The organism is Streptomyces recifensis, assembly GCF_002154615.1.
Classification (GTDB): domain Bacteria; phylum Actinomycetota; class Actinomycetes; order Streptomycetales; family Streptomycetaceae; genus Streptomyces; species Streptomyces griseoluteus.
On record NZ_MUNH01000335.1, the window covers coordinates 196 to 11,660 of the forward strand.

Annotated in this window: 11 protein-coding genes, 1 tRNA gene and 1 pseudogene; 4 read left to right on the top strand and 9 right to left on the bottom strand. The window is 70.2% G+C overall.

What is annotated here, in order from left to right:
• Positions 1–259: 259 nt before the first annotated feature.
• Positions 260–1,006, top strand: coding sequence for a DNA repair protein RecO (gene recO / locus CCN33_RS18245; protein WP_030814776.1), 747 nt, complete (start codon positions 260–262; stop codon positions 1,004–1,006).
• A 30-nt stretch (positions 1,007–1,036) separates the two neighbouring features.
• Complete coding sequence (locus tag CCN33_RS18250) at positions 1,037–1,888, top strand: isoprenyl transferase (protein ID WP_086694649.1); 852 nt, start codon at positions 1,037–1,039, stop codon at positions 1,886–1,888.
• Between the two features lie 100 nt (positions 1,889–1,988).
• Here CCN33_RS18250 and CCN33_RS18255 read toward each other — a convergent pair whose 3' ends face one another.
• From CCN33_RS18255 to CCN33_RS18295, 9 genes are all read right to left on the bottom strand, one after another.
• Positions 1,989–2,405, bottom strand: a complete 417-nt coding sequence (locus tag CCN33_RS18255) for a Fur family transcriptional regulator (RefSeq protein ID WP_086694650.1) — start codon at positions 2,403–2,405, stop codon at positions 1,989–1,991.
• 140 nt (positions 2,406–2,545) lie between these two features.
• Positions 2,546–3,439 carry a metal ABC transporter permease gene (locus tag CCN33_RS18260; protein WP_086694651.1) on the bottom strand — a complete coding sequence of 298 codons (894 nt, stop codon included), beginning with the start codon at positions 3,437–3,439 and terminating at the stop codon, positions 2,546–2,548.
• Positions 3,439–4,218 (bottom strand): metal ABC transporter ATP-binding protein, encoded by a 780-nt coding sequence (locus tag CCN33_RS18265; protein ID WP_086694652.1) that lies wholly within the window; start codon positions 4,216–4,218, stop codon positions 3,439–3,441. Before CCN33_RS18265 ends, CCN33_RS18260 begins: the two co-directional genes overlap by 1 nt.
• Positions 4,215–5,126, bottom strand: coding sequence for a metal ABC transporter substrate-binding protein (locus CCN33_RS18270; protein ID WP_167387890.1), 912 nt, complete (start codon positions 5,124–5,126; stop codon positions 4,215–4,217). The genes CCN33_RS18265 and CCN33_RS18270 overlap by 4 nt, the downstream gene beginning before the upstream one ends.
• Before the next feature lie 84 nt (positions 5,127–5,210).
• Positions 5,211–5,810, bottom strand: a complete 600-nt coding sequence (locus CCN33_RS18275) for a 50S ribosomal protein L25/general stress protein Ctc (RefSeq protein ID WP_086694653.1) — start codon at positions 5,808–5,810, stop codon at positions 5,211–5,213.
• A gap of 203 nt (positions 5,811–6,013) precedes the next feature.
• Entirely contained in the window at positions 6,014–6,994 is a 981-nt protein-coding gene (locus CCN33_RS18280; protein ID WP_086694654.1) for a ribose-phosphate diphosphokinase, read from the bottom strand.
• Positions 6,995–7,143: 149 nt separating this feature from the next.
• Complete coding sequence (gene glmU / locus CCN33_RS18285; RefSeq protein WP_086694655.1) at positions 7,144–8,592, bottom strand: bifunctional UDP-N-acetylglucosamine diphosphorylase/glucosamine-1-phosphate N-acetyltransferase GlmU; 1,449 nt, start codon at positions 8,590–8,592, stop codon at positions 7,144–7,146.
• A gap of 135 nt (positions 8,593–8,727) precedes the next feature.
• A tRNA-Gln gene (locus CCN33_RS18290) sits at positions 8,728–8,798 on the bottom strand.
• 11 nt (positions 8,799–8,809) lie between these two features.
• Entirely contained in the window at positions 8,810–9,691 is an 882-nt protein-coding gene (locus CCN33_RS18295; RefSeq protein ID WP_086694656.1) for a hypothetical protein, read from the bottom strand.
• 144 nt (positions 9,692–9,835) lie between these two features.
• Between CCN33_RS18295 and CCN33_RS18300 the strand changes: the two genes are divergently transcribed.
• Both CCN33_RS18300 and CCN33_RS33080 read left to right on the top strand, forming a co-directional pair.
• Positions 9,836–11,167, top strand: coding sequence for a sensor histidine kinase (locus tag CCN33_RS18300; protein WP_086694657.1), 1,332 nt, complete (start codon positions 9,836–9,838; stop codon positions 11,165–11,167).
• A gap of 177 nt (positions 11,168–11,344) precedes the next feature.
• Positions 11,345–11,465: pseudogene (locus tag CCN33_RS33080) on the top strand (EF-hand domain-containing protein); the annotation flags it as partial.

An 11,465-nucleotide genomic window follows, 5' to 3' on the forward strand; every position in this document is an offset into this window, starting at 1 on the left:
GCGACGACCGCGCCCGTCCCCGCCACCAGCACGGTTCCGGCGGCGAGCCATATCTTGGCCCGTCTCCCCCGCGGCGCCCGCGCGCCGCCTGCCTCTGTTCTCATGTCCAGCCTCTCCCCTTGCCGCCACAGGCGGCCCGTGCGCACACATGCGTCACGTCCAGCGGGATCGTAGAGCCGGGCGTGGGGCCGGTCACAGCCGGGGGCGGATAACCGGAGTGACGCCTTCGCCGGTCCGGGCGTGGGCGAGAATGGACGGCATGAGTCTGTTCCGCGACGACGGCATCGTGCTGCGCACCCAGAAGCTGGGCGAGGCGGACCGGATCATCACCCTGCTGACCCGCGGCCACGGCCGGGTCCGGGCCGTGGCGCGCGGGGTGCGGCGCACGAAGTCCAAGTTCGGCGCCCGGCTGGAGCCCTTCTCCCACGTCGACGTGCAGTTCTTCGCGCGGGGCAGCGAGCTGGTGGGGCGCGGGCTGCCGCTGTGCACCCAGAGCGAGACGATCGCCCCGTACGGCGGCGGCATCGTCACCGACTACTCCCGCTACACCGCCGGGACCGCCATGCTGGAGACGGCCGAGCGGTTCACCGACCACGAGGGCGAGCCCGCCGTACAGCAGTACCTGCTTCTGGTCGGCGGCCTGCGCACCCTCGCGCGCGGCGAACACGCCTCCAACCTCGTCCTCGACGCCTTCCTGCTCCGCTCGCTCGCCGTCAACGGCTACGCGCCGACCTTCGGGGACTGCGCCCGGTGCGGGATGCCGGGGCCGAACCGGTTCTTCTCGGTCGCCTCGGGCGGCTCGGTCTGCGTGGACTGCCGGGTGCCGGGCAGCGTGGTGCCCTCCCCGCAGACCCTGATGCTGCTGGGCGCGCTGCTTACGGGAGACTGGGAGACCGCGGACGCGGCCGAGGCGCGGCACGTCCGCGAGGGGAGCGGCCTGGTGTCGGCCTATCTGCACTGGCATCTGGAGCGGGGTCTGCGCTCCCTGCGCTACGTAGAGAAATAAGCAGCAAGCACGGCTGAGGAGACGAGAAGCATGGTCGTACGCGGATTTCTGGGGGGCCGGCGCCGGGAGTACCAGGCGCCGGAACCGCACCCGTCCGGCGCCCGCGCGCCGAAGCTTCCCGGTGAGCTGGTCCCCGAGCACGTGGCGATCGTCATGGACGGCAACGGGCGCTGGGCCAAGGAGCGGGGGCTGCCGCGTACCGAGGGGCACAAGGTGGGCGCCGAGCAGGTGCTCGACGTGCTCCAGGGGGCGATCGAGGCGGGCGTCCGTAACATCTCGCTCTACGCCTTCTCCACCGAGAACTGGAAGCGGTCGCCCGACGAGGTCCGTTTCCTCATGAACTTCAACCGCGACTTCATCCGCAAGTCCCGCGACCAGCTCGACGCGCTGGGCATCCGGGTGCGCTGGGTCGGGCGGATGCCCAAGCTGTGGAAGTCGGTGGCGAAGGAACTCCAGGTCGCGCAGGAGCAGACCAAGGACAACGATCTCCTCACCCTGTACTTCTGCATGAACTACGGCGGCCGCGCCGAGATCGCCGATGCCGCGCAGGCCATCGCCGAGGACGTCAAGGCGGGCCGCCTGGACCCGTCCAAGGTCACCGAGAAGACCGTCCAGAAGTACCTCTACTACCCGGACATGCCCGACGTCGACCTGTTCCTCCGCCCCAGCGGCGAACAGCGCACGTCGAACTACCTGTTGTGGCAGAGCGCCTACGCGGAAATGGTCTTCCAGGACGTCCTGTGGCCCGACTTCGACCGGCGTGACCTGTGGCGCGCGTGCGTCGAATTCGCCTCGCGCGACCGCCGCTTCGGGGGAGCGGTCCCGAACGAGGAACTGCTGGCCATGGAGGCGGCGATGAAGGGCGACGACTCGGCGTCGTAGTGCCTGCTCGGGTCCTCGTGCGACTTCGTGAGAACGCCCCCTGTCCGTCCGGCAGGGGGCGTTCTTCTCGTGCGGGGGCCCCTCGTGCGGGCCTTCCGGCTCAGCCGGTGGCTTCCGCGCAGTCCGCGCAGGTACCGAAGATCTCCACCGTGTGGGCGACGTTCACGTAGCCGTGTTCCGAGGCGATGGCCTCCGCCCACTTCTCCACGGCGGGGCCCTCCACCTCGACGGCCTTGCCGCAGGTGCGGCAGACCAGGTGGTGGTGGTGTTCGCCCGTGGAGCAGCGGCGGTAGACCGACTCCCCGTCCGAGGTACGCAGCACGTCTACCTCGCCGGCGTCGGCGAGGGACTGGAGGGTGCGGTAGACGGTGGTGAGCCCGACCGAGTCGCCCTTGTGCTTGAGCATGTCGTGGAGATCCTGCGCACTGCGGAACTCGTCGACCTCGTCGAGGGCCGCCGCCACCGCCGCGCGCTGCTTGGTCGCGCGGCCCTTCACGGGCGGTCCAGCGGTCGTCACCGGGTGCCTCCTCAGATCTGCGCCTCTGACCGGCCCATTGTGCCAGTCGTCGCCCCCGGCGGTCAGACGCGAAGCTGCGTCCGGCGGTTCGGGAGTGCGGGGCGTGCACGGGGGCGGCATCGCCGTGGGGCGTCCCCAGGTCAGACGCCCACCTCGTCCCCCGCCGGTCGTGTCGCCGGGATCGCGCACTCGACCGGGTCCCCGGTGTGCCGGGTCGCCCGGGCGCGGCGGCGGGCCAGGGGGGTGGCGAGGGCGGTCATGACGGCGAAGGCGGCGATGGTCAGGAGGACGATGGTGGCGCCCGGGGGGACGTCCTCGTAGAACGAGGTGATCGTGCCGCCGATGGACACCGTCACGCCCAAGGCCACCGCTATCGCGAACGTCGCCGCGAAGCTGCGGGTCAGCTGCTGGGCGGCGGCCACCGGGACCACCATGAGCGCCGACACCAGGATCAGGCCGACGACACGCATCGCCACGGTGACGGTGACCGCCGCCGTGACCGCGACGAGCAGGTTCAGCGCACGCACCGGCAGCCCGGTGACCCGCGCGAACTCCTCGTCCTGGCTGACGGCGAACAACTGCCGCCGCAGTCCCAGCGTCACCGCGACCACCGCCGCGCCGAGCACGATGATCGCGGTCACGTCGGCCGGCGCCACCGTGGACAGCGAGCCGAAGAGATACGACGTGAGGTTGGCATTGGAGCCGCCCGGCGCGAGGTTGACGAAGAGCACACCGCCCGCCATACCGCCGTAGAAGAGCATCGCGAGCGCGATGTCACCGCGTGTCCTGCCGTACCACCGGATCAGCTCCATCAGCACCGATCCCGCCACGGAGACGAGCGTCGCCATCCACACCGGCGACGAGTTCAGCAGGAAGCCGAGACCGACACCGGTCATCGCCACGTGCCCGATGCCGTCACCCATCAGCGGCTGGCGGCGCTGCACGAGGTAGATGCCGATCGCCGGCGCGATGATGCCGACCAGGACGGCCGCGAGCAGCGCCCGCTGCATGAAGGCGTAGTTCAGGAAGTCCATCAGCTCAGCAGTCCCGTACGGATCGGTTCGGCGCCCTCGTGCGGATGCACGTGGTCGTGGCCGGGCAGGGCGTGCTGGCCGACGGCCTTCGGCGGCGGCCCGTCGTGCAGCACACAGCCGTCCCGCAGCACCACCGCGCGGTCGATCAGCGGCTCCAGCGGGCCCAGTTCATGCAGTACCAGCAGCACGGTCGCCCCGGCGGCCACCTGCTCGCGCAGGGTCGCGGCCAGCACCTCCTGGCTGGCGAGGTCGACACCCGCCATCGGCTCATCCATGATCAAAAGCTCCGGCTCGGACACCAGCGCCCGGGCGATCAGCACCCGCTGGTGCTGGCCCCCCGAGAGCGCTGTCACCGAGTCCCTGGCCCGGTCCGCCATGCCGACCAGCTCCAGCGCCCGCTCCACCGCCTCCCGGTCCGCCTTGCGGAAGAACCCGAAGCGGGTCCGCGCCAGGCGCCCCGACGACACGATCTCGGACACCGTGGCCGGTACGCCCCCGGCGGCGGAGGTGCGTTGCGGGACGTAGCCCACACGGGCCCAGTCCCGGAAGGACCGCAACGGCGTCCCGAACAGCTCGACGGCACCGGAGGTGGCCGACACCTGCCCGATCGCGGTCCGCACGGCCGTGGACTTGCCCGAACCGTTGGCCCCGAGCAGAGCGACGACCTCACCGGGCCGCACGCCCAGGTCGATGCCCCGCAGCACCGGCCGCCCGCCCAGCTCGGCCCGCACGTCCCGCAGGGTCAGTACGGGCGCCGACTCCCGCTCGTCGCCGGTCACTTGGACCCCAGCGCGCTCTGGAGGGCCCTGAGGTTGGCCCGCTGGACGGCGAGGTAGTCCTGGCCGCGCGACTTCTTCGTGATGCCCTCGATCGGATCGAGCACGTCCGTCTTCAGACCCGCGTCCCCGGCGACGGTCTTCGCGGTCTTGTCGCTGACCAGCGTCTCGTAGAACACGGTCGAGACCCCGTCCGCCCGGGCAAGCTTCTGCAGCTCCCGCACCCGCGCCCCGCTCGGCTCGGACTCGGGGTCCAGCCCGCTGATCGCCTCCTCGGTGAGGCCGTACCGCTCGGCGAGGTAACCGAAGGCCGCGTGCGTCGTGACGAAGACCTTGGACCGGGTGTGCGCCAGGCCCTCCTCGAAGCCGGTGTTCAGCTCGTCCAACTGCTTCACCAGGGCCGCGGTGTTCTTCTTGTAGTCCGCGGCATGGTCCGGGTCCGCCTTCTCGAACGCACGGCCGACGCCCTGGGCGACCTCGGCGTACCGCACCGGGTCGAGCCAGATGTGCGGGTCCTTGCCGTTCTCCCCCTCGTGGTCGTGGCCCTCGTGCTCGGCGGCATGGCCCCCGACCTCGGTGCCGTGCTCCTCCAGCGTGGTCAGCGTGGCCGCGTCGATCTTCGTCTTCACCGGCGACTGGTCCACCGCCTTGTCCACCGACGGCTGCAGCCCCTTCAGATAGAGGACGGCGTCGGAACGCTCCAGACCGCCTATCTGCCGCGGGCTGATCTCCAGGTCGTGCGGCTCCTGGCCCGGCGAGGTGAGGGTGGTCACGTGCACGTGGTCCCCGCCGATCCGCTCCGCGAGCAGATCCACCGCCATGAAACCGACGTTGTGCCGGTTCATCGCGTACTCCGGCCCCGGATTACCGAGCCCGACCACCAGCCAAGGGGCGTTCGCGGGGGTACTCAACGACCCATCTCTCCTCGGTATGCGCCAGCCGCCGCCCCCGGAGAACGGGGACGACGGCTGACGGATGATTCAAGCCGGTACGGCTCAGGCCTCGGCGGACTCTTCGCCCTCGGCGGCGGCCTCGTCCTCGGCCGGCTCCTCGACCTGCGCGGCCAGGACCTGGAGGACGACGGCGTCGCCCTCGACGGCCAGGGAGACACCCTTGGGGAGCTCGATGTCCTTGGCGTGGACGGAGGCACCGGCCTCCAGGCCCTCGACGGAGACCGTCACGGACTCCGGGATGTGGGTGGCCTCGGCCTCGACCGGCAGCGCGTTCAGCACGTGCTCGAGCAGGTTGCCGCCCGGGGCCAGCTCGCCCTCGGCGACGACCGGGATCTCGACGGTGACCTTCTCGCCACGCTTGACCAGCAGCAGGTCGACGTGCTCCAGGAAGCCCTTCAGCGGGTCGCGCTGCACGGACTTCGGGATCGCCAGCTCGTTGGTCTTGCCGTCGATGTCCAGGGCGATCAGGACGTTCGGCGTACGCAGCGCCAGCAGCAGCTCGTGGCCCGGCAGGGTCACGTGCAGCGGCTCGGAACCGTGGCCGTAAAGGACAGCGGGAACCTTGTTCTCACGGCGGATGCGACGGGCGGCACCCTTGCCGAACTCGGTGCGGGACTCGGCGGCGAGCTTGACCTCGGACATACGGATCACTCCTCGTACAGATAGACGGAACGTGGTCACCCGGCCACGAACGGCCTGCTACGAAGAGCGCGTCGATAACGGACAACCGGCACCCGTGAAACACGAGCGCGGCCTCCCTCGCCGAGCAACTGTCGCAGTCTACTCGGCAAGGGGGCCGCGCCCAAAAGGATCTTCCGCCGCCCGTCAGAGGGCCTGCAGAAACCTCACTGCTCGTCGAAGAGGCTCGTCACCGAGCCGTCCTCGAACACCTCACGCACCGCGCTGGCGATCGTCCCGGCGATCGACAGCACCGTGATCTTGTCCAGGTCCGCCGCCAGCTCACCCGGCGTCGGCAGGGTGTCGGTGAACACGAACTCGCTCACCCGCGAGTTCTTCAGCCGGTCCGCCGCCGGACCCGACAGCACACCGTGCGTCGCCGTCACGATGACGTCCTCGGCCCCGTGCGCGAACAGCGCGTCCGCGGCCGCGCAGATCGTGCCACCGGTGTCGATCATGTCGTCCACCAGGACACAGATACGGCCCTCGACGTCACCCACGACCTCGTGCACCGTGACCTGGTTCGCCACGTCCTTGTCCCGGCGCTTGTGCACGATCGCCAGCGGCGCGCCCAGCCGGTCGCACCAGCGGTCGGCCACCCGCACCCGGCCCGCGTCCGGGGAGACCACGGTCAGCTTCGACCGGTCCACCTTCGCGCCCACGTAGTCCGCCAGCAGCGGCAGCGCGAACAGGTGGTCCACCGGACCGTCGAAGAAGCCCTGGATCTGGTCCGTGTGCAGATCCACGGTCAGGATGCGGTCCGCACCCGCCGTCTTCATCAGATCGGCGATCAGACGCGCCGAGATCGGCTCACGGCCACGGTGCTTCTTGTCCTGCCGGGCGTACCCGTAGAACGGCACGATCACCGTGATGGAGCGCGCCGACGCCCGCTTCAGCGCGTCGATCATGATCAACTGCTCCATGATCCACTTGTTGATCGGCGCCGTGTGGCTCTGGATCAGGAAACAGTCCGCGCCACGCGCCGACTCCTGATAACGCACATAGATCTCACCGTTGGCGAAGTCGAACGCCTTCGTCGGGACGACCCCCACACCGAGCTTGTGAGCGACCTCCTCGGCAAGTTCGGGGTGGGCGCGGCCGGAGAAGAACATCATCTTCTTCTCGCCGGTCGTCTTGATCCCGGTCACAGCACTGTCTCCTCAGAGGTTCTCAGCCAGCCGCCGGCCAAGCGACCTCTCGACGGGGCACGAGAGGGCCGAATCGGCTGGTAGGGGTGCGGTTGTGCACTTATCACGGTACGCCGTGTTTGACGCGGCCGTTTCCGGCGAGCCTTACCTCAGCCCTCGTCCACGCCCGGCCGGGACGCCGCCTCCGCCGCCTTCGCGGCCGCGCTCCCCGGACGCTTACGAGCCACCCAGCCCTCGATATTGCGCTGCTGACCACGGGCCACGGCCAGCGCACCGGGCGGCACATCCTTGGTGATCACGGACCCCGCGCCGGTGTACGCGCCGTCCCCGACCGTGACAGGAGCCACAAACATGTTGTCCGAACCGGTCTTGCAATGCGACCCCACCGTCGTGTGGTGCTTGCTCTCACCGTCGTAGTTCACGAACACACTCGCCGCGCCGATGTTCGTGAAATCACCGATCGTCGCGTCCCCCACGTACGACAGATGCGGAACCTTCGTCCCCTCACCGATCGACGCGTTCTTCGTCTCCACGTACGTACCGACCTTCGACCGCACACCCAGCCGCGTACCAGGCCGCAGATACGCGTACGGACCCACCGTCGCGCCCTCGCCGACCACCGCGCCGTCCGCCACCGTGTTGTCCACGCGCGCGCCCGCGCCCACCACCGTGTCGTTCAGACGGCTGTTCGGGCCGACCTCCGCGCCCTCCCCGATCCGCGTCGCACCGGTGAGCTGCGTACCCGGGTGCACCACCGCGTCCCGGCCGAAGCCGACCGTCACGTCCACCCACGTCGTCGCCGGGTCCACCACGGTCACGCCGTCCAGCATCGCGGCCGTCAGCAGACGGTCGTTCAGCGTCCGGCGGGCCTCCGAGAGCTGCACCCGGTTGTTGATCCCGGCGATCTCCCGGTGGTCACCCGCCACCGACGCGCCCACCCGGTGCCCGGCCGCCCGCAGGATGCCCAGCACATCGGTCAGGTACTCCTCGCCCTGGCTGTTGTCGGTGCGCACCTGCTTCAGCGCGTCCGCCAGCAGCCGGCCGTCGAACGCGAACACACCGCTGTTGATCTCGGCGATCGCCCGCTGCTCGTCGGTCGCGTCCTTGTGCTCCACGATCGCGGTCACCGCGCCGCTCGCGCCGTCCCGCACGATCCGGCCGTAACCGGTCGCGTCCGGGACCTCGGCGGTCAGCACGGTCACGGCGTTGCCGTCCGCCTGGTGCGTGCCGGTGAGGGCCGCCAGGGTGTCCGCGGTCAGCAGGGGGGTGTCGCCGCAGACCACCACGACGGTGCCGTCCACCGGGCCGCCCAGCTCCTCCAGCGCCATGCGCACCGCGTGCCCGGTGCCGTTCTGCTGCTCCTGCACGGCCGTGCGGACCTCGGGGTCGATCTCGGCGAGGTGCGCGGCGACCTGCTCACGGGCGTGGCCGACGACGACCACCAGCTCGGCGGGGTCCAGCTCACGGGAGGCGGCCAGCACATGACCGACCAGGGAGCGGCCGCAGATCTGGTGCAGGACCTTCGGTGTGGCCGACTTCATACGGGTGCCCTCACCCGCTGCGAGAACGACGACGGCTGCCGGGCGAATGGCGCTCACGGGGTTGCCTTTCGGCTCTGGGAAGAGGTGGTGACTGGCGGCAGAATACCGGGGGGCCTTTTGGCGGACATGAGAGCGGGTCCCGCCGGGGGTTGTACCGGTCGGGACCCGAACCTTGAAGGTGACTGCTGTGAGCTCCCGGAGAAGGATTCGAACCCTCATTCAACGGACCAAAACCGTTTGTCCTGCCCTTAGACGATCCGGGATGAATGGCGCGCTATGTCCGATTTGATTGATCGGCTTCGCGCGCGGCCTCCACTATGCCGTACCAGGCGCCCTCGATGCGACGGTACAAGTCTGCGCTTTTCAGGACTTTGATCACGAGGCAACCCCGGTAGGAGTCGCCCGTGTTCCGTCGGACGGTCTTCGGGTTGTGCTTCTTGAGGGACGTCTTGTTGAAGGCGGCGCGGTCCGCGTCGACCACCTCGGCCCAGAACCGCTCGGCGCCGGGTACGTCCGCGGTCTCGTGGATCATCACCGTGAAGCGCAGCCGCTCGCGCTCCACGTCCAGCAGGTCGAGCCAGGCGAGGAAGGTCGTGATCATGCCGGGGTCGCTGTTGACGAAGGTGACGTGCTCGCGGCGGTCGTACGGCTTGTCCTTGGCTCCTTCTGCCCAGTAGAGCCCTACGCCGACCAGGAACAGCTCGCGATCCGTCAGCGCCCCGACCCTCCGTCGGGCCTCGTCCTTGGTGCGCCGACGCTCCTCGTCACGGATGCGCAGCTTCTCCTCCCATCCCTTCCTGGAGATGGCCGCGGCCTCTTCGGGCGACCGCTTCCGTTCCGGTTTCGGCAGGTCCCTCACCCACAGCGACACCGAGCTGCGCGAGCAGCCCAGTGCCGCTTCGATCTGGTCGTAGGTGCAGCCCTGGCGGCGGAGTTCCCGGGCCTGTTCCCGGAGGTCGTCCTTGGCGTTGGGGCGCTTGGTCCACTCCGGGGCCGGTTCGCCGTGGACGAGGCGGTTGAGCAGGTCGTTGTTGTGGACTTTCAGGTGGTCGCGGATCTGGCGGAGGCTCATGCCCTCACGGCGGAGGGCGACGGCCCGGGCGCGGAGGCTGTCGAAGTCGGCGTACTTGGAGGTTTTGCCTGATGAATGTGCCATTTGCATATCGTCCGGGCGGAATGTGGGTCTCCGGGGGTCCGTACGGCGGAGTTCAGTAGTTCGAGTGACGGAGGGGTCCGTGGTCCGGGTGGGTAGGGGAAAGTCACCGGAAATGCCGCGGGGGGCGCCCGTAGGCTGGAGGGCATGACCACGACGGGGGAAGACCACACCAGGGCGCCGACCGGCCCGTGGTGGTGGGAGAGACGGCGCGGTGCGGTGCTGGACGTCGGCCTGGGGCTGGCGTCGGCGGTGGAGTGCGGCGCGGAGGGCGTGCCGTTCGCGCGGGACGCGGGCGTGCCGCTGTGGCTCGGTGTCGTGTTCGGGCTGCTGGCGGGTTCGGTGCTGCTGGTGCGCCGGAAGTGGCCGGTCGCGGTGGTCCTGGTGGCGATCGCGGTGACGCCCGCCCAGATGGGCTTCCTGATGGGCATCGTCGGCCTGTACACGCTGGCGGCGTGCGAGCTGCCGCGCCGGGTGATCGTGGCGCTGGCGGGCATGTCGCTGGTGGGCACGATGATCGTGACGTTCGTGCGGGTGCGCCAGGACATGGCGCGCGGGGATCTGACGCTGGGCGACTGGTTCGTGCCGTTCGCCGCGGTGACCACCTCACTGGGCCTGACGGCGCCTCCGCTGCTGCTGGGGCTGTACGTGGGGGCCCGGCGCCGGCTGATGGAGAGCCTGCGGGAGCGGGCGGACAGCCTGGAGCGGGAGCTGCAGTTGCTCGCGGAGCGGGCGGAGGAGCGCGCGGAGTGGGCGCGGAGCGAGGAGCGCACGCGGATCGCGCGGGAGATGCACGACGTGGTGGCGCACCGGGTGAGTCTGATGGTGGTGCACGCGGCGGCGTTGCAGGCGGTGGCCCGCAAGGACCCGGAGAAGGCGGTGCGGAACGCGGCGCTGGTGGGTGACATGGGCCGGCAGGCGCTGACCGAGCTGAGGGAGATGCTCGGGGTGCTGCGGTCGGGGGATGCCGGGGAGGCGGTGCGGCGGCGCGTGGAGCCGGAGCCGGTTCCGGTGCCGTTGGCCGCGGTGGGGGCCGCGGCGGCGGAGGCGGCGTCGAAGGCGGCGGCCGAGGTGGTCGTGGTGGACGGGCCGTGTCTGTCGGAGCTGGAGGAGCTGGTGGGGCAGTCGGCGGCGGCCGGGATGGTGGTGGCGCTGTCGGTGGAGGGTGAGCTGCGGTCGTATCCGGCGGAGGTGGAGCAGACCGCGTACCGGGTGGTGCAGGAGGCGTTGACGAACGTGCACAAGCACGCCGCGGGTGCGAAGACGTATGTGCGGCTGGCTCATCGGGCGGCGGAGCTGGCGATGCAGGTGGAGAACGATTCGCCGCCGGAGCCGGGCTCGGCGTCGGCGGGTCTGCCGTCGGGCGGCAATGGTCTGCTGGGGATGCGGGAGCGGGTCGTGGCGCTGGGCGGTGTGTTCGTGTCGGGGCCGACGGATGCCGGGGGTTTCCGGGTGTCGGCGGTGATTCCGGCGGCGTAGGGGCGGCTTTCCGCGGTGGCCGCTCCGGTCGTGTTCGCCGTCCAATCCTCGGTACGTGCTGAATCCACCCATTGGATGAACGTGACGGCCGTGCGGCATGCGGGGGGCTTTTGGGACGCAGTGTGTCGGTGCGTGCCGAGGGGTTCGGGGCGAGTCGACGAAGGGGTCTGGTCAGTCATGCGTGCTGAGGCCATCGACCGGGTGACGCTGGTGTTCACGCTGTTCGACGCGAATGGCAACGGTCATCTGGACCCGGAGGACTTCGAGCTGATGGCGTCGCGGGTGACGGCGGCGGCGG